General features: G+C 72.6%; 16 protein-coding genes. 10 read left to right on the top strand and 6 right to left on the bottom strand.

Annotated features, from left to right (window positions below):
- The first annotated feature begins 52 nt into the window (after positions 1–52).
- Genes AB0M16_RS12100 through AB0M16_RS12090 form a run of 3 tightly spaced genes read left to right on the top strand, consistent with a single transcriptional unit; the run spans position 53 to position 3,755 of the window.
- Positions 53–1,420 carry a discoidin domain-containing protein gene (locus tag AB0M16_RS12100; RefSeq protein ID WP_365341609.1) on the top strand — a complete coding sequence of 456 codons (1,368 nt, stop codon included), beginning with the start codon at positions 53–55 and terminating at the stop codon, positions 1,418–1,420.
- Entirely contained in the window at positions 1,420–2,760 is a 1,341-nt protein-coding gene (locus AB0M16_RS12095) for an MFS transporter (protein ID WP_365341607.1), read from the top strand. The genes AB0M16_RS12100 and AB0M16_RS12095 overlap by 1 nt, the downstream gene beginning before the upstream one ends.
- A complete protein-coding gene (locus tag AB0M16_RS12090) occupies positions 2,757–3,755 on the top strand; it encodes a hypothetical protein (protein WP_365341605.1) in 999 nt (332 codons plus the stop codon). Before AB0M16_RS12095 ends, AB0M16_RS12090 begins: the two co-directional genes overlap by 4 nt.
- A gap of 35 nt (positions 3,756–3,790) precedes the next feature.
- Here the strand turns inward: AB0M16_RS12090 and AB0M16_RS12085 are convergent, their stop codons facing one another.
- Both AB0M16_RS12085 and AB0M16_RS12080 read right to left on the bottom strand, forming a co-directional pair.
- Entirely contained in the window at positions 3,791–5,083 is a 1,293-nt protein-coding gene (locus AB0M16_RS12085) for an MFS transporter (RefSeq protein WP_365341603.1), read from the bottom strand.
- 85 nt (positions 5,084–5,168) lie between these two features.
- Entirely contained in the window at positions 5,169–5,732 is a 564-nt protein-coding gene (locus AB0M16_RS12080; RefSeq protein WP_365341601.1) for a methylated-DNA--[protein]-cysteine S-methyltransferase, read from the bottom strand.
- Between the two features lie 155 nt (positions 5,733–5,887).
- Between AB0M16_RS12080 and AB0M16_RS12075 the strand changes: the two genes are divergently transcribed.
- From AB0M16_RS12075 to AB0M16_RS12055, 5 genes are all read left to right on the top strand, one after another.
- Complete coding sequence (locus tag AB0M16_RS12075) at positions 5,888–6,799, top strand: MHYT domain-containing protein (RefSeq protein WP_365341599.1); 912 nt, start codon at positions 5,888–5,890, stop codon at positions 6,797–6,799.
- A gap of 70 nt (positions 6,800–6,869) precedes the next feature.
- Positions 6,870–9,002, top strand: coding sequence for an excinuclease ABC subunit UvrB (gene uvrB / locus AB0M16_RS12070; RefSeq protein ID WP_365341597.1), 2,133 nt, complete (start codon positions 6,870–6,872; stop codon positions 9,000–9,002).
- Positions 9,003–9,131: 129 nt separating this feature from the next.
- Positions 9,132–9,710: a TerD family protein gene (locus tag AB0M16_RS12065; RefSeq protein WP_365341595.1), complete on the top strand. Its 579-nt coding sequence runs from the start codon at positions 9,132–9,134 to the stop codon at positions 9,708–9,710.
- A 68-nt stretch (positions 9,711–9,778) separates the two neighbouring features.
- Entirely contained in the window at positions 9,779–11,734 is a 1,956-nt protein-coding gene (locus AB0M16_RS12060) for a TerD family protein (protein ID WP_365341593.1), read from the top strand.
- Between the two features lie 219 nt (positions 11,735–11,953).
- Entirely contained in the window at positions 11,954–12,985 is a 1,032-nt protein-coding gene (locus tag AB0M16_RS12055; RefSeq protein WP_365341591.1) for a TerC/Alx family metal homeostasis membrane protein, read from the top strand.
- Positions 12,986–13,039: 54 nt separating this feature from the next.
- Here AB0M16_RS12055 and AB0M16_RS12050 read toward each other — a convergent pair whose 3' ends face one another.
- From AB0M16_RS12050 to AB0M16_RS12040, 3 genes are all read right to left on the bottom strand, one after another.
- Entirely contained in the window at positions 13,040–14,338 is a 1,299-nt protein-coding gene (locus AB0M16_RS12050) for an MFS transporter (protein ID WP_365341824.1), read from the bottom strand.
- A gap of 130 nt (positions 14,339–14,468) precedes the next feature.
- Complete coding sequence (locus AB0M16_RS12045; protein WP_365341589.1) at positions 14,469–15,125, bottom strand: MBL fold metallo-hydrolase; 657 nt, start codon at positions 15,123–15,125, stop codon at positions 14,469–14,471.
- Positions 15,126–15,200: 75 nt separating this feature from the next.
- Positions 15,201–15,902, bottom strand: a complete 702-nt coding sequence (locus AB0M16_RS12040; RefSeq protein ID WP_365341587.1) for a maleylpyruvate isomerase family mycothiol-dependent enzyme — start codon at positions 15,900–15,902, stop codon at positions 15,201–15,203.
- A gap of 214 nt (positions 15,903–16,116) precedes the next feature.
- Between AB0M16_RS12040 and uvrA the strand changes: the two genes are divergently transcribed.
- A complete protein-coding gene (gene uvrA, locus AB0M16_RS12035) occupies positions 16,117–19,149 on the top strand; it encodes an excinuclease ABC subunit UvrA (RefSeq protein ID WP_365341585.1) in 3,033 nt (1,010 codons plus the stop codon).
- A gap of 63 nt (positions 19,150–19,212) precedes the next feature.
- Here the strand turns inward: uvrA and AB0M16_RS12030 are convergent, their stop codons facing one another.
- Positions 19,213–20,106, bottom strand: coding sequence for a carbohydrate kinase (locus tag AB0M16_RS12030; RefSeq protein ID WP_365341583.1), 894 nt, complete (start codon positions 20,104–20,106; stop codon positions 19,213–19,215).
- 129 nt (positions 20,107–20,235) lie between these two features.
- Between AB0M16_RS12030 and AB0M16_RS12025 the strand changes: the two genes are divergently transcribed.
- Positions 20,236–20,661: a Rieske (2Fe-2S) protein gene (locus tag AB0M16_RS12025; protein ID WP_365341581.1), complete on the top strand. Its 426-nt coding sequence runs from the start codon at positions 20,236–20,238 to the stop codon at positions 20,659–20,661.
- Positions 20,662–20,738 lie beyond the last annotated feature (77 nt).

Here is a 20,738-nt window from a genome sequence, read left to right as displayed (position 1 = left end):
GCCCCGCACCGGTGCCCAGCTCTCACCCTTTCCAGGCAAGGGAGTCCCAGGTATGCACCTGAACACCTCCGCCCCACCGCGCCGCACCACCACCCTGTCCCTGCTCCTCGCGGCCGTCCTGCTCGTCACCGGCGGCCTCGTCCTCGCCGCCACCGGCCGCGCCGCCGCAGCCGACCCGCTCCTCTCCCGCGGCAAGCCCGCCACCTCGTCCTCCGACGAGGACGCCACCCTCACCCCCGCCAAGGCCTTCGACGGCGACTCCTCCACCCGCTGGGCCAGCGCCGAGGGCTCCGACCCCCAGTGGCTCCGCGTCGACCTCGGCGCGCCCTCCTCCGTCTCCCGCGTCCGCCTCAACTGGGAGGCCGCCTACGGCAAGGCCTACCGCGTCGAGATCTCCGCCGACGGCGCCACCTGGACCGCACTCGCCACCGAGACCGCCGGCAACGGCGGGACGGACGACTGGACCGGACTCGCCGGCAAGGGGCGCTACGTCCGCGTCTACGGCACCGCCCGCGGCACCTCGTACGGCTACTCCCTGTACGAGGTGGAGGTCTACGGCACGCCCGACAGCACCACCCCGCCCACGACGCCCCCGCCCACGACCACGCCGCCCACCACCGGCGCCTTCACCGTCGTCGCCGCCGGTGACATCGCCGCCCAGTGCACCGCCTCCAGCAGCTCCTGCGCCCACCCCAAGACGGCCGCGCAGGCCCAGCGGATCAACCCGAAGTTCTACCTGACGATGGGCGACAACCAGTACGACGACGCCCGGCTGTCCGACTACCGGAACTACTACGACAAGACCTGGGGCGCCTTCAAGGCCAAGACCCGGCCCGTCCCCGGCAACCACGAGACGTACGACCCGGCCGGCCCGCTCGCCGGCTACAAGTCGTACTTCGGCGCGATCGCCTACCCCCAGGGCAAGCCCTACTACAGCTACGACGAGGGCAACTGGCACTTCCTCGCCCTCGACTCCAACTCCTTCGACGACCCCGCCCAGATCCAGTGGCTCAAGGACGACCTCGCCCGCACCACCAAGGGCTGCGTCGCCGCCTACTTCCACCACCCGCTCTACTCCTCCGGCGGCCACGGCAACGACCCCGTCTCCAAGCCCGTCTGGCAGATCCTCTACGCCGCCAAGGCCGACCTCGTCCTCAACGGGCACGACCACCACTACGAGCGCTTCGCCCCGCAGGACCCCGCCGGCCGGGCCACCGCCGACGGCATCGTCGAGATCGTCGGCGGCATGGGCGGCGCCGAGCCGTACCCCATCGAGACGGTGCAGCCCAACAGCCAGAAGCGGATCAGCGGCCCGTACGGGGTGCTGAAGCTGGACTTCACCGACACCACGTACACCTGGCAGTACGTCGGCACCGACGGCCAGGTCAAGGACACCGGCCCGACCTACACCTGCCACTGATGTACCTCGCGACCACCGGTCGCCGGGACGCGTCGCCCGCCCCTTCCGGGGCGCGGCGGCGCGTCTCCGCCACCGTCCTCGCCCTCGGCACGGTCAGCCTCGTCACCGACGTCTCGTCCGAGATGGTGACCGCCGTCCTGCCGCTGTACCTGGTCCTCGGCCTCGGCCTCACCCCGCTCCAGTTCGGCTTCCTGGACGGCCTCTTCACCGGCGCCACCGCGCTCGTCCGGCTCGTCGGCGGCCACGCGGCCGACCGGCACGGCCGCCACAAGACGGTCGCCGGGATCGGGTACGCGCTCTCCGCCTGCTCCCGGCTCGGTCTGCTCCTGGCCGGCGGCGCGACCGGCGGGATCGCCACCGCCCTCGCCGCCGACCGGCTCGGCAAGGGCATCCGGACCGCCCCGCGCGACGCCCTGATCACCCTGGCCAGCCCGCCCGACGGACTCGGCCGCGCCTTCGGCGTCCACCGCGCCATGGACACCACCGGCGCCCTCCTCGGCCCCTTGGCCGCCTTCGCGCTCCTCTGGGCCACCGCCGACGCGTACGACGCCGTCTTCGTCGTCAGCTTCTGCGCCGGACTCCTCGGGCTGCTGCTCCTCGTCGTCCTCGTACCCGGCGGGCGGCGCGAGCCGGTGGGCGCCGGCCACCGCGTGCGCGACCTCGCCGCCCCGCTCCGGCTGCCCCGGGTGCGACGGGTCGTGCTCGGCGCCGCGCTCCTCGGTGCGGCCACCGTCGGCGACGCCTTCCTCTACCTGCTGCTGCAGCAGCGCACCGAACTGGACGCCACCTGGTTCCCGGTCCTGCCGCTCGGTGCCTCGGCCGCCTACCTGCTGCTCGCCGTACCGGTCGGGCGGCTCGCCGACCGCTTCGGCCGCCGCCGTCCCTTCCTGTACGGGCACGGGGCCCTGCTCCTGGCACTCGGACTGCTCCTGTCTCCCGGGCCGGGACCGGTGCTCCTGGTGGGCGTCCCGGTCCTGCTCGGGGTCTTCTACGCGGCCACCGACGGCGTCCTGATGGCGCTCACCGGGCCGCTCCTGCCGCCCGGACGACGCGCGAGCGGACTCGCGCTCGTCCAGACCGCGCAGGCCCTCGCCAAGGTGGGCGCCGCGGCCGGCTTCGGGGCCGCCTGGACCCTGTGGGGGGCGACGACGGCGCTCCTCCTCGCGCTCGCCGGACTCGCGGCGGCCCTGTGCGGCGCGAGCCGCCTGCTGCCGACCGGTCCGGTCCCGGCATCCGAGCTGCCGTCGGGGTCCGGTCCGTCGTCGGGATCCGAGCCGGTCCCGGCATCCGAGCCCCCCTCGGGCTTCACGTCGCCCTCCGGAAAGGAGACTTCCGCATGACCGTCGTGACAGCCGTGACCGCCTCGAACCGGCGCCGCCTGTGGGCGCTCGTCCTCGGTGTCCTGCTCCTCGCCGGCGGGGCCACCGCGTACACCCTGCGCGCCGCCGCCGGACGCCCCGACACCACCGCCGCGACGGCCGACGCGGGCTTCACCCTCGACGCCGGCTCCCCGGGCGCGCTCTGGTTCCGCGACACCGCCACCGGGCGCGTGGCCCGTCAGGAACCGGGCGCGCCCGGCGCCCGGGTGGCGCTCGGGCCCCGCTGCGACCGCTTCCACGCCGACGGGGACACCGCGCTCTGCCTCCAGCTGCGGCCGGGCATACCGGCCCGCTCCTACGTCCTCGTCCTCGACCGGCGACTGCGCGAGCTGCGCCGGATGAGCCTCCCCGGCATCCCCAACCGCGCCCGGGTCTCCGCCTCCGGACGGGTGCTGGCCTGGACCACCTTCGCGAGCGGTGACTCCTACGCCACCTCGGCGTTCTCCACCCGTACCTCGATCCTCGACCTGCGCACCGGCTATCTGATCAAGAGCATCGAGCAGATCCCGCTCACGCTGGACGGGCGCCGCCACCACGCGCCCGACGTCAACTACTGGGGCGTCACCTTCGCCCGCGACGACAACCGCTTCTACGCCACCGTCGCCACCCAGGGGCACACCTATCTGGTCGAGGGCGACCTGAGGAAGTGGTCGGCCCGGGCGCTGAAGGAGAACGTCGAGTGCCCGTCGCTCTCGCCGGACGGCACCCGCGTCGCCTACAAGAAGAAGGTCTCCACCGACCCCCGCGCACCCTGGCGCCTGCACGTCCTCGACCTCGCCACCCTGCGCGAGCACCCGCTCGCCGAGGCCCGCTCGGTCGACGACCAGGCGGCCTGGACCGGCCCGGACACCGTGGCCTACGGGTACGAGGGCGCGGTGTGGACCGTGCCGGCCGACGGCACGGGAGCGCCTCGGCGGCTGGTCACGGGGGCGACGTCACCGGCGGTACCGAGGTGAGGGGACCCGGGATCCGATGTCGGTCCGCGACGCCCTCAGCCCCGCCGCACCGCGCCCCGCACCGCGAGCAGCGTCATGGGCAGCAGCAGGCACGCCCCGACCACGTTCAGCCAGCCGTACCCCGCCTGGGAGACGATCAGGCCGGCCGCGAGGCCACCGACGCCGGCCGAGGTGTTCATGATGAAGTCCGAGAGGCCCTGGACGGCGGCCCTGGCCGCCGTCGGGACGGAGTCGGTCAGGAGCGCCGAGCCGGAGACGAGCCCGGCCGACCAGCCCAGGCCGAGGACGAAAAGGCCGAGCGCGACCTGTCCGTGGCTCGCTCCCGCGGTGCCTGCGAGCAGCGCGGCCACCGAGATCAGGGCCACCGCCAGGCCGATCACCGCGAGCCGTCCGAGCCGGTCGGACAGCCAGCCCATGACGGGCGAGAAGGCGTACATGCCCGCGATGTGTCCGCTGATCACCAGGCCGATCAGCCGGATGTCCGCGCCGTGGTGGCTGAGCGCGACCGGGGTCATCGACATGATGGAGACCATCGCGGTGTGCGAGCCGGCCACGGTCACCAGGGCGAGCCGGGCGCGGGAGGACGTCCGTACCGCTCGCAGCCCGGCCTTCAGGGAGCGCCCGTCGGCCGCGGCGGCCTCCTCGGGCCCGGCCAGCGCCCGGGCGGTGAGCAGCGGGTCGGGCCGCAGGAGCAGTGCCACCATCACGGCGGAGATCACGAACACGCCCGACGCCCAGACGAAGGGTCCGGCCGCCGCCGGGACGCCGAGGCCCGCCACGCTCCGGCCGGCGGGGGCGGCCACGTTGGGGCCGAGGACGGCGCCGATGGTGGTGGCCCACACCACGGTGGAGATGGCCCGGGCCCGCCGGTCCGGCTCGGCGAGGTCCGCGGCGGCGAACCGGGCGGCGAGGTTGGCCGAGGAGCCGGCCCCGAAGCCGACCAGGCCGGCCAGGAGCAGCGGGAAGCTGTCCAGGACCGCGCCGAGGACGACGACGCCCGCACCGAGCGCCCCGACGAGGTAGGCGAGCACGAGCCCGGCGCGCCGGCCGCGGCGGGTCATCAGCGAGGCGAGCGGCATCGCGAGCAGCGCGGGCCCCGCCACGGAGGCCGTGGAGGCGAGTCCCGACAGCGCCTCCGTGCCGCTCACGTCCTTGGCGAGGACCGCGGCGAGGGCGACTCCGATGGCGATGCCCAGCCCGCCGAGGATCTGGGTGGCGATCAGCACCGCCTGGATGCGGCGGCGCAGGGCGGGCAGCGCGGCGGGGGAGACGGGGGTGGGTATCGCGGTCGACAGGAGCGCGTCAGGAGCGTCGGGCGTGTTGGTCACTGACGCATAGTGCCAGCCGTCCCACCACGTGGGAACGCCCGGACCGCACGTCGCCCGCCGCCCGGCCGGGTCGGCTCCCGTCCGCTCAGAACAGCGGTTCCGGCAGCACCCCCTCCAGCGCCAGGAGCCGCCGCTTGGTCTCCAGGCCCCCGCCGAAGCCGCCGATCCCACCGTCGCTCTCCACCACCCGGTGGCAGGGCACCACCACGGGCAGCGGATTCGACCCCATCGCCGCACCCACCGCCTGCGCGGCCGCGGGCTGCCCGACGCGGCGGGCCAGGTCCCCGTACCCGACCACCGTCCCGTACGGGACGCCGTCCGCCAGCTCGCGCAGCACCTGGCGGTTGAATCCGGTCACCAGCGTCCAGTCCAGCTTGACGTCGAAGCTCCGCAGCCCCCCGTCGAAATACGCCGCGAGCTGTCGGATCGGCTCGGCGAGGCGGCCCGACGCGCTCTCCACGAGCTCCCCGCCGAGCGCCCCTGCCAGCCGCTCCAGAGCCCGTTCCCGCGCCCGTCCGTCGGCGTGGAAGACCACGCTCACCAGGCCCCGGTCCGTCGCGGCGAGCAGCAGCGGGCCAATGCTGCTGGGCACCACGGCCCACTCCACCCGACCCACCGACCGCTCCGTCACCGGCTTCTTGCGCTCCATGCCGATCACGGTACGACCCGGCACCGACAACGCGGCAGATCAATTCCTGGACCCCGTGGCCCGAGGGCCGCGGCGGGCGCCATAATCCGGTAGCACTACTCAGCGGTACCGACTGTTTTCGGACGACGTTGCACCAGGGGTGGAGGACAGCGCTCATGCAGGGCACGGTCGACGGATTCAGCTACGGACTCGTCACGCCGGTGGCGGCCTTTCTCATGGCCTGCCTGGGTGGTGCGCTGGGCCTGCGCTGCACCACCAGGTCACTGCGCCACGACGACACCTTCAAGGCGGGCTGGCTCGCCCTCGGCGCCACCTCCATCGGCACCGGCATCTGGACCATGCACTTCATCGCCATGATGGGCTTCTCCGTCCAGCAGGCGCCGATCAGCTACGACCGGCCCATCACCTTCGCCAGCCTGGGCGTCGCCGTCGTCATGGTCGGCATCGGCATCTTCATCGTCGGCTACCGCGGCGCGACCGCGCTCACCCTGGTGACCGGCGGCACCATCACCGGCCTCGGCGTCGCGACCATGCACTACCTGGGCATGGCCGGGATGCGCCTGCACGGACAGATCCAGTACGACACGCTGACCGTCGCCCTGTCCGTCGTCATCGCCGTCGTGGCGGCCACCGCCTCGCTGTGGGCCGCCGTCTCCGTCCACGGCTTCCTGGCCAGTCTCGGCGCCAGCCTGGTGATGGGGCTCGCGGTCAGCGGCATGCACTACACCGCCATGGCGGCCGTCGACGTCGAGCTGCACGGCACGAAGGCCCCGCCGGGCACCGGCGACAGCGCCACCTCGCTCCTGCTGCCCATGCTGGTCGGGCCGGGCGTCTTCCTGCTGCTCGCCGCCGTCGTGGTCATGTTCGACCCGCTGCTCGTGATGGGCGAGCCCGACTGGCAGAAGCCCAGCGCCCGCGGCGGCTACCGCCACGGCGCCCCCGGCGTGCCCGCCCCGCGCCGCGCCCCGGCCTACGGGGAGCCCGCGAACTGGTCCTCCGCCCGGCCCGCCGCCCGGACCGGCCGCAGGGCCGTCCAGCGCGACGCGTACCGCTCCCAGGACTGGTGAGCGGGCCCGTACGACCGGTGCCCGGGCCGATCACCCTCCGGCTGTCAGCGCCGGGTCGTACGGTGGTTGCATGCGGCCCGTTTCCAAGATCGAACGTACGGTGGCGCCCTTCGAGGTCGTCAGCCCCTTCCAGCCCAGCGGCGACCAGCCGGCGGCCATCGCCGAGCTCGACCGGCGCATCCGCGCCGGCGAGAAGGACGTCGTGCTGCTCGGCGCCACCGGCACCGGCAAGTCGGCGACCACCGCCTGGATGATCGAGCAGCTCCAGCGCCCCACCCTGGTCATGGCGCCGAACAAGACACTGGCCGCGCAGCTGGCGAACGAGTTCCGCGAGCTCCTGCCGAACAACGCGGTCGAGTACTTCGTCTCGTACTACGACTACTACCAGCCCGAGGCGTACGTCCCGCAGTCGGACACCTACATCGAGAAGGACTCCTCGATCAACGAGGAGGTCGAGCGGCTGCGCCACTCCGCGACCAACTCGCTGCTGACCCGTCGCGACGTGGTCGTGGTCGCCTCCGTCTCCTGCATCTACGGCCTCGGCACCCCGCAGGAGTACGTGGACCGCATGGTCTCCCTCCGTGTGGGCGACGAGATCGACCGCGACCAGCTGCTGCGCCGCTTCGTCGACATCCAGTACACGCGCAACGACGTGGCGTTCGCCCGCGGCACCTTCCGGGTCCGCGGCGACACCATCGAGATCTTCCCGGTCTACGAGGAGCTCGCCGTCCGCATCGAGATGTTCGGCGACGAGATCGAGGCGCTCTCCACGCTCCACCCGCTGACCGGCGAGGTCATCAGCGACGACCAGCAGCTCTACGTCTTCCCCGCCAGCCACTACGTCGCCGGTCCCGAGCGCATGGAGCGGGCCGTCAACGACATCGAGACCGAGCTGGAGCAGCGGCTCAAGGAGCTGGAGAAGCAGGGCAAGCTGCTGGAGGCCCAGCGGCTGCGCATGCGGACCACGTACGACATCGAGATGATGCGTCAGATCGGCTCCTGCTCCGGCATCGAGAACTACTCGATGCACTTCGACGGGCGCGAGCCCGGCTCCCCGCCCAACACCCTCCTCGACTACTTCCCCGAGGACTTCCTGCTCGTCATCGACGAGTCGCACGTCACCGTCCCGCAGATCGGCGCCATGTACGAGGGCGACGCCTCCCGCAAGCGCACCCTCGTCGACCACGGTTTCCGGCTGCCCTCCGCGCTCGACAACCGCCCGCTGAAGTGGGAGGAGTTCCAGGAGCGGATCGGCCAGACCGTCTACCTCTCCGCCACCCCCGGCACCTACGAGCTGTCCCGCGGGGACGGTTTCGTCGAGCAGATCATCCGCCCGACCGGCCTCGTCGACCCCGAGGTCGTCGTGAAGCCCACCGAGGGCCAGATCGACGACCTGGTGCACGAGATCCGGCTGCGCACCGAGCGGGACGAGCGGGTCCTGGTCACCACGCTCACCAAGAAGATGGCCGAGGACCTCACCGACTACTTCCTCGAACTGGGCATCCAGGTCCGCTATCTGCACAGCGACGTCGACACCCTGCGCCGTATCGAGCTGCTGCGCGAGCTGCGGGCCGGCGAGTACGACGTGCTGGTCGGCATCAACCTGCTCCGTGAGGGCCTCGACCTGCCCGAGGTCTCCCTGGTCGCCATCCTCGACGCCGACAAGCAGGGCTTTCTGCGCTCCGGCACCTCGCTCATCCAGACCATCGGCCGCGCCGCCCGTAACGTGTCCGGCCAGGTCCACATGTACGCCGACACGGTCACCCCGGCGATGGCGCAGGCCATCGACGAGACCAACCGGCGCCGCGAGAAGCAGGTCGCCTACAACACGGCCAACGGGATCGACCCGCAGCCGCTGCGCAAGAAGATCAACGACATCGTCGCGACCATCGCGCGCGAGGAGGTCGACACCGAGGAGCTGCTCGGCACCGGCTACCGCAAGGGCAAGGACGGCAAGGGCGCCAAGTCCCCGGTCCCCTCGCTCGCCGCCCACACCCCGAAGGGCAAGGGCGCGAAGGCCGGCGCGACCGTCGAGCTCGGCGAGCGCCCGGCGACCGAACTGGCCGGGATCATCGAGGAGATGACCGACCGCATGAAGGCCGCCGCCGCCGAGCTGCAGTTCGAGGTCGCCGCCCGGCTCCGCGACGAGGTGTCCGAGCTGAAGAAGGAGCTGCGCCAGATGAAGGAGGCGGGGCTCGCCTGACCCGCCCGCCCCACGCCCCGCGCGGACCGGCCCGCTGTGTTGCAAGACCGACACAAAACCGGGCCTGTCCGGGCACGTTGTCAGTGCCCCTGCGTAGGGTGCTGCTCACACCGATGAGAGGGGCAGCGCGTGACGGTCAACATGACCAAGGGGCAGGCCATCAGCCTGGAGAAGAAGGACGGAGGGAGCCTCACCTCCGTGCGGATGGGTCTCGGCTGGCAGGCGGCGCCCCGCCGCGGCCTGTTCGGCTCGCGCACCCGTGAGATCGACCTGGACGCCTCCGCCGTCCTCTTCGCCGACAAGCAGCCGGTCGACGTGGTCTTCTTCCGTCACCTCGTCAGCGACGACGGCTCCGTCCGCCACACCGGTGACAACCTGGTCGGCGGCGCGGGTCAGGGCGGCGACGACGAGTCGATCCTGGTGGACCTCCAGCGCATCCCGGTCCACATCACCCAGATCGTGTTCACGGTGAACTCCTTCACCGGCCAGACCTTCCAGGAGGTGCAGAACGCGTTCTGCCGTCTCGTGGACGAGACCAACGGCCAGGAGCTCGCCCGCTACACCCTGAACGGCGGCGGCCAGTACACGGCCCAGATCATGGCCAAGGTGCACCGGGCCGGCGCGGGCTGGCAGATGACGGCCCTGGGCAACCCGGCCAACGGGCGCACCTTCCAGGACCTGATGCCGTCGATCCTCCCGGTCCTCTAAACGGACCCGGAACAGGGGCCCGGAGCGGGCCCCTTCAGCACAGGCACGCGCACGGAGAGACGGAGCAGATGACCGCCGAGCTGGCCCGGGGGCAGAACCACCCCCTGCCCCACACCCGCCTGGAGATCCGGGTCTCGGCCGGTCATCCGGTCGTCGCCGCGGCCACCCTGGGCGACGAGCAGGGCCGGATCGCGGGGGCAGAGGCCGTCGCGCATCCCGGGGCCGCCGCGCTGCCCGGGGTCGAGGTGCCCCGGCAGGCCGCCACCGAGCACCGGATCGCCGTCGACCTGGAGGCGGTACGGGACACCGTCCACCGGGTCTCCGTCCTCCTCGCCCTGCCCGTCGGCGTGGACGGCCCGCCCCGCTTCGGGTCCTCCACCGCGCCCGTCGTCACCGTCACCGGCCCCGACGGCACCGGCATCGCGGGCTACACGATCACCGGGCTCGACCGGGAGTCGGCGCTCGTCGCCCTGGAGCTCTACCGGCGCCAGGGTGCCTGGAAGGTCCGGGCCGTCGGCCAGGGGTACGAGGGCGGGCTGGCCGCCCTCCTCGCCGACCAGGGCCTCGACCGCGCCGCCGAGCTCGCTCGCTCCGTCCTCGACGCGGTCGCCCAGGGGCTGGCCCGCTCGGTCGCCGCCCCACCGCCGCGGGTCACCGACACCGACCGCGTCCGCCAGCCGGCCCAGGCGCAGCCGCCGACCCCGCCGCCGCCCGCTACCCCGCCGCCGTCCGCTACCCCGCCCGCGTCGACCCCGCCGCCCGCGTCGACCTCGCAGCAGGCTTCCGCCGGCGGGCCCATCGACTACACCCACCCGGGCCGCCGACCGGCCGCCGCCCCCGACACCGCGCCGCCGACGCAGGACCCCGCCCCCGGCGCGTATCCGACGCCCGTCGCCGGGGACGCCACCGGCTGGTCGATGGACGAGCGGCTCTACAACCAGGTGTGGGGCATGTTCGAGGACCTGGCCCGCACCGCCGCCGCCTACCGCAGCGCCTGCCAGTTCGCCGAGTCCAGGCTCGACCAGGAGCTCGACAGGGTCCTCTCCGACCCGCGCAGCCGGATCGGCGGGACCGGCGACGCCGCCCGGGCCGAGGCCAGGGCCAGGCACGACGAGCTCACCGCCTGCGCCCAGGAGGCCCTGGACAGGGACCTCGCGCAGCTCGCCGCCGAGTCGGAGGTGGTCGAGCCCGCGCTGCCCGCCGCCTACGCCCGCTGGGACAGCCCCGTCTGGCAGGCCTACCGGGTGCCCATGGATGCGCCGATGGCCGTCCGGCTCGGTGATCTCCACCTGCCCGAGCGGACCGGGCTGCGCATCCCGTTCCTGGCCCGGCTCCCGCTGAGCCGGGGGCTCTGGGTGGACTCGGGGCGCGGCCACTCCGAGGCAGCCGGACTGCTGGACGACGCCGAGTTGCGCCGGCTGGCCCTGGACAGCGCCGTCGCGCACGCGGTGCGGCTGCTCGCCGTGCACCCCGCGGACCGCTTCCGGGTGCGGGTGATCGACGCGGCCGGCGCGGGCGCCGCCGCGTTCGCGCCGCTCGTCGAGTCGGATGTGCTCGCGGGCCCGCCGGCCGCCGGAGCGGCCGGCGTCACGGCCGTCCTGGCCCAGCTCACCGAGCGGGTCGACCTGTTGCAGATGGCGCTGCGGGCAGGTGCGTCGGAGGACCTGCCGCCCGGTCTGGACACCGCCGAGGAACTGCTGATCGTGCACGACTTCCCGCACGGCTTCGACGACCGCGCGGTCAACCAGCTGCGCTACCTCGCGGACGAGGGCCCGGCGGTCGGCACGCACCTGCTGATGGTCGCGGACCGGGAGGACGCGGCGGCGTACGGGCCGGTGCTCGACCCGCTGTGGCGTTCCCTCATGCGGCTCACCCCGGTTCCCGAGGACCACCTCGCGGACCCGTGGGTCGGCCATGCCTGGACGTACGAGCCGCCGGTCTTCCCAGCGGGGAGCGGGGTGCTGGGGCAGGTCCTCGGTCAGTTGGCCGACGCCCGCGGGCAATGGCGGCAGGATCGCCTCTGACCTGCGGTTTTGGATCTACTTTACCCTTCTCTTTACCTTCCCTTGGTTCTTCGGGTAGTGTTCTTGGTGCGGAGGGGAGTACTCCCTATGCGCGGCGTACCCGTCAATACGGACAGGTCGGACATCTGATCCCGGGGCGCCGGCCCGGGCCGTCCCCGGGTGGAAGAGACCTCCGGCAACGACGAGGCTGATCATCAGCCGTACGACGCCGGAGGCGCAGTGGACGTTTCTGTGACCCTGTGGGTGCTGACCATTCTCGGTCTGGGCGCCCTGATCGCGGTCGACTTCTTCATCGGACGCAAACCCCATGACGTGTCGGTCAAGGAGGCCGGCATCTGGACGGTCGTCTGGATCGTCCTCGCCGCACTCTTCGGCCTGGGCCTGCTGATCTTCGGCAACAGCCAGGCGTCCGGCGAGTTCTTCGCCGGATTCATCACCGAGAAGTCGCTCAGTGTCGACAATCTCTTCGTCTTCGTCCTGATCATGGCGAAGTTCTCGGTGCCCTCCCACCTCCAGCAGCGGGTGCTGCTCGTGGGCGTGCTGATCGCCCTGGTGCTCCGGGCGATCTTCATCGCCGCCGGCGCCGCGATCATCGCCAGCTTCTCGTGGGTCTTCTACCTCTTCGGCGCGTTCCTCATCTACACCGCCTGGAAGCTCATCCAGGAGGCGCGCTCCGACGAGGAGGAGGACGAGTTCGAGGAGAACCGTCTCCTCAAGTCCATCGAGAAGAAGTTCGGCGTCGCCGACCGCTACCACGGCACCAAGCTCTTCATCCGCAGCAACGGCAAGCGGGTGCTGACCCCCCTGATGGTCGTCATGCTCGCGATCGGCACCACCGACGTGCTGTTCGCCCTCGACTCCATCCCGGCGATCTTCGGCCTCACCCAGGACCCGTACATCGTCTTCACCGCCAACGCCTTCGCCCTGATGGGCCTGCGGCAGCTGTACTTCCTCATCGGCGGTCTGCTGAAGAAGCTGGTCCACCTGAGCTACGGCCTGTCGGTGATCCTCGGCTTCATCGGTGTGAAGCTGGTGCTGCACGCCCTGCACGAGTCCGGGGTGCACGTCCCCGAGATCTCCATCCCGTTCTCGCTCGCCGTGATCTGCGGCGTCCTGATCATCACCACGATCACCAGCCTCATCGCGTCGAAGAAGCAGGCGCAGCGCGAGGCCGCCGAGGCGGCCCGGATCGCCGGGGCCGTGGATCGCGGCGAGACCGGCGAGGCCGAGAAGGACAGCGTCAGGGCCTGACCCCGCCGCGAGGGCCGGTGCGGGCGGCACACAGCCGCCCGCACCGGCCCTTCGCTATGCCGGCTCCGGCTCCGGCTCCGCCTTCGGGGCGGGCCGCGCCGCCCTTCCCGGGAGGGTCTCCGGCAGCAGCGCGAAGCAGCACAGGCTCACGAGCGCGACCACCGTCAGATAGGCGGCCACGCCCCACGGAGGGCCCGAGCCGCCGTCCGAGACGGCGGTCGCCACGATCGGGGTGAGCGCCCCGCCGAGCACCCCGGCCAGGTTGTAGCCGACGGCCGCGCCCGTGCACCGCACCCGCGGCTCGTACAGCTCCGGCAGATACGCGGCCACCACGGCGAACATCGTGATGAAGGCCAGCAGCGAGCCCAGGAAGCCGAGGAACATCAGCGGCGGGCGCCCGGTGTGCAGCAGCGCGACCATCGGGAACATCCACAGCGCCGAGGCCGCGCAGCCGGCCAGGCACAGCGTGCGGCGGCCGAAGCGGTCGCCGAGCAGCGCGAAGAACGGGGTCAGCGCGCCCTGGATCGCGACCGCCGCCATCACGCAGATGAGCATCACCGTGCTCGGCACGCCGAGCCGCTCGGTGCCGTAGGCCAGGGCCCACGTGGAGACCGCGTAGAAGACGGCGTAGCCGACGGCCAGCGCGCCCGCGGTGAGCAGGACGAGCCGCCCGTGCCCGCGGACGACTTCCCGCAGCGGCGCGTTCGCCCGCCGGCCCTCGGCCGCCAGCGCCTCGAACTGCGGGGTCTCCGCGAGCGAGGAGCGCAGACCGAGCCCGGCGAGGGCGAGCAGCCCGGCCGCCCAGAACGGCACCCGCCAGCCCCAGGAGCGGAACTCCGCGTCGCTCAGCCCGGCGGTCAGGGCCAGCATGACCCCGTTGGCCAGCAGGAAGCCGACCGAGGGGCCGATCTGCGGGAAGCTCGCCCACAGCGCCCGCCGCCCCTCCGGGGCGTGCTCGGCGGTCAGGAGCACCGCGCCGCCCCACTCCCCGCCCAGGCCGAGCCCCTGGAGGAAGCGCAGGACGAGCAGCAGCACGGGCGCCGCGATGCCGATCGTCCCGTACGTGGGGACGCAGCCGACCGCGACGGTCGCGCCGCCGGTGAGCAGCAGCGAGGCGAACAGGACCGGGCGCCGCCCGCGGCGGTCTCCGACGTGGCCGAAGAGGGCCGAGCCGAGGGGGCGGGACACGAAGCCGACCGCGAAGGTGCCGAAGGCGGCGAGGGTCCCGGCGACGGGGGAGAAGGTCGGGAAGAAGAGCGGGCCGAGCACGAGCGCGGCGGCGGTCCCGTAGACGAAGAAGTCGAAGAACTCGATGGCCGTGCCGACCAGCGAGGCCGCGGCGAGCCGCCCCATGGAGGGCGACGGGCGGGCCGCGGGCGGCGACGGAGCGTGACTGTGGCGCATGTCGCGCCAACTACCCGTCCGCCGCCCGGGTTACGGGGGCGTGCGGGGGTGCCCCGGGGTCACCGCCCGCGCGCGGGGATCACCAGCCGCGCTCGCGCCACTCCGCGAGGTGCGGGCGCTCGTCACCGAGCGTGGTGTCCTTGCCGTGGCCCGGATAGATCCAGGTCTCGTCCGGGAGCACGTCGAAGAGCTTGGTCTCCACGTCGTGGATGAGGCTCGCGAAGGCTTCCGGATCCTTCCGCGTGTTGCCGACGCCGCCGGGGAAGAGGCAGTCGCCGGTGAACACGTGCGGGTGCCCGTGCGGGTCGTCGTAGACCAGCGCGATGGAGCCCGGCGTGTGCCCGACGAGCCGGCGGGCGGTGAGCTCGACCCGGCCGACCTTGATCGTGTCGCCGTCCTCGACGGGGACGTCGGTCCTGACGGGGATGCCCTCGGCGTCGTACCGGCCCGCGTACGTCGTGGCGCCCGTGGCCTCGGCGACCTCGGCGAGGGCCTGCCAGTGGTCGCCGTGCTGGTGGGTGGTGACGACGGAGGCGATGCCGTCGTCACCGATCAGGGTGAGGAGGGTGCGGGCCTCGTTGGCCGCGTCGATCAGCAGCTGCTCGCCGGTGGCCCGGCAGCGCAGCAGATACGCGTTGTTGTCCATCGGGCCGACCGCGACCTTCGAGATCATCAGGTCGGTCAGCTCGTGCACGTCGGCGGGCCCGCCGACCTTCACCACTCCGCTGTACGTCATGGCTTCAGCCTAGGCCCTCGCCCCGGGCACCGACGGCCGGTCGGTGACCCGGGGCGGCGACTGCGGCAACTGCGGCTAGAGCGGCGGGAGCTCGGGGAGCCCGTCGCCGGACAGGACGGCGAGGTGGGCGCCCTTGTCGCCGCGGCCGGACAGCCAGCCGAGCAGCTCGGCGGCCGTTCCGCCGAGGACGACCGGCGTGCCCTCGCCGCCGCCGGTGTGCCAGCTGGGGTCACCCTCGTCGAAACCGAGGCGCAGGGTCACCGGGGGGACCTCGGGGCGGCCGGACCAGCGGTCGGCGAGGAACTCGATCTCCCGCAGGAGGAACTCCTCCGGCAGGTCCTCCAGGTCGTAGCCGGCGTCCAGGTCGACGTGGTGCAGGTCCACCTCGACCCAGCGGCGGAACGGCACCCGGGCCGCCCGGTCGGTGACGCCGTTGCGCAGCTCCACGGTGCGCTCCCAGTCGGCGGGCTCGCGGCACACCTCCTCGAAGCGCTCGGCGGTCGCGCGCAGGTCGGCGAGCTGGACGTCCAGGGGGCGGCCGGCGTCGCGCTCGATGTCGGCGTCGCGGGTCTCGGCGTCCTTGTACATCGGCAGGCCCTGGAGCACGTTCACGAGGGCGTCGGCGTTCCGGGACAGGTGGGCCAGGACGTGGCCGCGGGTCCAGCCGGGAAGCCGTGACGGCTCGGCCAGCGCCGCGTTGTCCAGGGAGGCGGCCGCGGCGAGCAGACGGTCGGTCGCTTCGCGCACGGAGGCGATGTCGCGCAGATGATCGATCATGGCGCCGACCCTAGGGGGTGCGGGGCCGGTCCGGCCAGGGTCCCGGGGGCCCGGACCAGGGCGGAAGCGGCAGCGGCGCCACTCGTTCGGGTGAAGCGGGCGAGCGGCGGACGGAAATCGAATGTGCGTGCTATAGGCTCGGTGGAAGCATCCGGCATCCTTGGTTGTTGGGTCTTCAGGCACATCCGCTCTCTCAAGAAAGGTGCGGACCGGCGTGGCCGACCGTCTCATCGTCCGTGGCGCTCGCGAGCACAACCTCAAGAACGTCTCGCTCGACCTGCCCCGTGACTCGCTCATCGTCTTCACCGGGCTCTCCGGGTCGGGCAAGTCGTCCCTCGCGTTCGACACGATCTTCGCCGAGGGGCAGCGCCGGTACGTCGAGTCGCTCTCCTCCTACGCCCGGCAGTTCCTCGGCCAGATGGACAAGCCGGACGTCGACTTCATCGAAGGTCTGTCGCCCGCGGTCTCCATCGACCAGAAGTCGACCTCGCGCAACCCGCGCTCGACGGTCGGCACCATCACCGAGGTCTACGACTACCTCCGACTGCTCTTCGCGCGCATCGGCAAGCCGCACTGTCCCGAGTGCCGCCGGCCGATCTCCCGCCAGTCGCCGCAGGCCATCGTCGACAAGGTCCTGGAGCTGCCCGAGGGCAGCCGCTTCCAGGTCCTCTCCCCGCTGGTGCGCGAGCGCAAGGGCGAGTTCGTCGACCTCTTCGCCGACCTGCAGACCAAGGGCTACAGCCGGGCCCGGGTCGACGGGAAGACGATCCAGCTCAGCGAGCCGCCGACGCTGAAGAAGCAGGAGAAGCACACGATCGAGGTGGTCATCGACCGCCTCACCGTGAAGGACAGCGCCAAGCGACGCCTCACCGACTCCGTCGAGACCGCGCTCGGCCTCTCCGGCGGCATGGTCGTGCTCGACTTCGTCGACCTCGCCGAGGACGACCCCGAGCGCGAGCGGATGTACTCGGAGCACCTCTACTGCCCGTACGACGACCTGTCCTTCGAGGAGCTGGAGCCGCGCTCCTTCTCCTTCAACTCGCCCTTCGGCGCCTGCCCGGACTGCACCGGCATCGGCACCCGCATGGAGGTCGACCCGGAGCTGGTCGTCCCCGACGAGGAGCGGTCCCTCGACGAGGGTGCCATCCACCCCTGGTCGCACGGCCACACCAAGGAGTACTTCGGCCGGCTCATCGGCGGCCTGTCCCAGGCCCTGGGCTTCCGCACGGACATCCCGTACGCCGGGCTGCCGCAGCGGGCCAAGAAGGCCCTCATGTACGGCCACAAGACCCAGGTCGAGGTCCGCTACCGCAACCGGTACGGGCGCGAGCGCGCCTACACCACCCCCGCCTTCGAGGGCGCCGTCTCCTTCGTGAAGCGGCGGCACAGCGAGGCCGAGAGCGACTCCAGCCGTGAGCGCTTCGAGGGCTACATGCGCGAGGTGCCCTGCCCCACCTGTGAGGGCACGCGCCTGAAGCCGATCGTGCTCGCGGTCACGGTGATGGAGAAGTCCATCGCCGAGGTCTCCGCCATGTCGATCAGCGACTGCGCCGACTTCCTCCGACGGCTCACCCTGAACGCCCGCGACAAGAAGATCGCCGAGCGGGTTCTCAAGGAGGTCAACGAGCGGCTCCGCTTCCTCGTCGACGTCGGCCTCGACTACCTCTCGCTCAACCGGGCCGCCGGCACCCTCTCCGGCGGCGAGGCCCAGCGCATCCGGCTCGCCACCCAGATCGGCTCCGGACTGGTCGGCGTGCTCTACGTGCTCGACGAGCCCTCCATCGGCCTCCACCAGCGCGACAACCACCGGCTCATCGAGACCTTGGTGCGGCTGCGCGACATGGGCAACACCCTCATCGTGGTCGAGCACGACGAGGACACCATCAAGGTCGCCGACTGGGTCGTCGACATCGGCCCCGGCGCCGGTGAGCACGGCGGCAAGGTGGTCCACTCCGGCCCCCTGAAGGAGCTCCTCGCCAACAAGGAGTCGATGACCGGGCAGTACCTGTCCGGGCGCAGGGCCATCGACACGCCGGCCATCCGGCGCCCGGTGGACCCGACGCGCAGCCTGACCGTGCACGGTGCCCGCGAGAACAACCTGCGGGACATCGACGTCTCCTTCCCGCTGGGCGTCCTCACCGCCGTCACCGGCGTCTCCGGATCCGGCAAGTCGACGCTGGTCAACGACATCCTCTACACGCACCTGGCACGCGAGCTGAACGGCGCCAAGTCGGTGCCCGGGCGGCACACGCGCGTGGACGGCGACGACCTCGTCGACAAGGTCGTGCACGTCGACCAGTCTCCGATCGGCCGCACCCCGCGCTCGAACCCGGCCACGTACACCGGCGTCTTCGACCACGTCCGCAAGCTGTTCGCGGAGACGATGGAGGCGAAGGTCCGCGGCTACCTGCCCGGCCGCTTCTCCTTCAACGTCAAGGGCGGCCGCTGCGAGAACTGCTCCGGCGACGGCACGATCAAGATCGAGATGAACTTCCTCCCGGACGTCTACGTCCCGTGCGAGGTCTGCCACGGCGACCGGTACAACCGGGAGACCCTGGAGGTCCACTACAAGGGCAAGTCCATCGCCGAGGTCCTGAACATGCCGATCGAGGAGGCACTGGACTTCTTCGAGGCCGTCCCGACCATCGCCCGCCACCTGCGCACGCTCCACGAGGTCGGCCTCGGCTACGTCCGGCTCGGCCAGTCCGCGCCGACCCTCTCCGGCGGCGAGGCGCAGCGCGTCAAGCTCGCCTCCGAGCTCCAGAAGCGCTCCACGGGCCGCACGGTCTACGTCCTGGACGAGCCGACCACCGGCCTCCACTTCGAGGACATCTCGAAGCTGATCAAGGTCCTGTCCGGCCTCGTCGACAAGGGCAACTCGGTGATCGTCATCGAGCACAACCTGGACGTCATCAAGACCGCCGACTGGATCATCGACATGGGTCCCGAGGGCGGCAGCGGCGGCGGCCTGGTCGTCGCCGAGGGCACGCCGGAGGAGGTCGCCTCGGTCCCGGCCAGCCACACCGGCAAGTTCCTGCGCGAGATCCTGGGCGCCGACCGCATCAGCGACGCCCCGACGGTCCCTGCCGCGCGCAGCGCCAAGAAGGCCGCGCCCGCCAAGAAGGCCCCCGCCAAGAAGGCGACGGCCACGAAGGCGACGGCGACCAAGGCCGCGGCCGCCAAGAAGGCCGCGCCCGCGAAGAAGACCGCCGCCAAGAAGACGGCCACCCGGGCCCGCAAGGCCTGACGGACGTCGACACCGGCCCACGACACGAGGGGGCGGCCCCGCCGCGAGGACGGGGCCGCCCCCTCAGGCGTCGCCCAGCTCGTGCCCGTACGGCGGCTCCGCGCCCGCCCGCGTGCAGGTGACCGCCGCCGCCCGCGCGGCGAAGGACAGCAGCTCCCGCCAGTCCTCCCGGGACAGCGCGGAAGGCGCCCGGTCCGCGAGGCCGTGCAGCAGCGCCGCGTTCACCGTGTCACCCGCCCCGATCGTGTCCACCACCCGCACCCGCACGCCCGGCACGGACACCTCGTGGTCGGCGGTGAAGACGGTCAGGCCCCCGGCGCCCCGGGTCAGCACCACCGCGTCCGGCCCGGCGGCCAGCCATTCCTCCGGGCCGCCGCCCAGCCAGGCCGCGTCCTCCTCGGAGAGCTTGAGGAGCGAGACGTACGGCAGCCAGCCGGCGAACCGCTTCCGGTACGCCGCCGCGTCCGGGACCAGCCCCGGCCGGACGTTCGGGTCCAGCAGCGTGAAGGCGCCCTCCCGCGACGAGCGCCGCAGCAGCGCCTCGTACGCGCTCGCGCCCGGCTCCAGGGCCAGTGAGCAGGTCCCGAAGGCCACCGCCCGCACCCCCTCCGGCAGCCGTTCGGGCAGTGTGAAGAGCCGGTCCGCGGTGCCCTCCACGTAGAAGGCGTAGTGCGCGGAGCCGTCCGCGCCCACCGAGGCGACCGCCAGTGTCGTCGGCTCCGGCCCGCGCTGGACGAGACCGGTCGCGACCCCCGCCGTCCGCAGCCCCGTCAGCAGCGCCTCCCCGAAGGCGTCCGTCGAGACCCGGGAGCAGAAGGCCACGTCCGCGCCGATCCGCCCCAGGGCCACGGCCGTGTTGTACGGGCCGCCGCCCGGGCGGGGCAGCAGCGGGGAGAGGGGGCCCGGCGCCCCGTCGGGGACCAGGTCGATCAGGGACTCACCGGCGACGACGATCACGCACCGGAACGTAACCCATGCCCCGCCCGTGAGGACAGGCCCCGCCGCAGACGCCCGCCGACCCGCCGGTATCGTCGGTTCGGTCCCCTCTCACGACGTCTTGTCCCCGACCCGACCGATGGAGCGCCCATGTCCGGCCAGACCCCCCGCCGCACCGTACTGAAAGGCGCCGCCCTCGCCGGGGCCGCCGGGCTGGGTGTCGCCGCCTGCTCCACCGAGTCCAAGCTGGGCCACGCCGAGAACCCCACGCCGACGGCCCCGGTGACCCTCGGCGCGCCCGACGAGATCCCCGTCGGCGGCGCCAAGCTCTATCGCGAGCAGCGACTCCTCGTGCACTGCCCGGCCCAGGGCCAGTACAAGGCCTTCAGCGCCCAGTGCACCCACGCCGGCTGCGTCCTCGACAAGATCGAGAAGAACGAGGGCAACTGCCCCTGCCACGGCAGCCGCTTCGACGTGACCACCGGCAAGGCGGTCCAGGGCCCGGCGACCGTGCCGCTGCCCGAGGTCCCGGTCCGGGTCGAGAACGGCAAGCTGGTCGCGGGACCGACGGCCTGAGGGCCGGTCCGGCGGACCAGGGCCGGACGGCCCCCGGCAGCCGTGGGGGGCGGGCGGTCAGGTCCGGTCGATGCCCA

This window comes from Streptomyces sp. NPDC051921 (assembly GCF_040680975.1).
Taxonomy (GTDB): domain Bacteria; phylum Actinomycetota; class Actinomycetes; order Streptomycetales; family Streptomycetaceae; genus Streptomyces.
The sequence above is the reverse complement of the archived record's forward strand: the minus strand, read 5'-3'. Positions and strand labels throughout refer to the sequence as shown.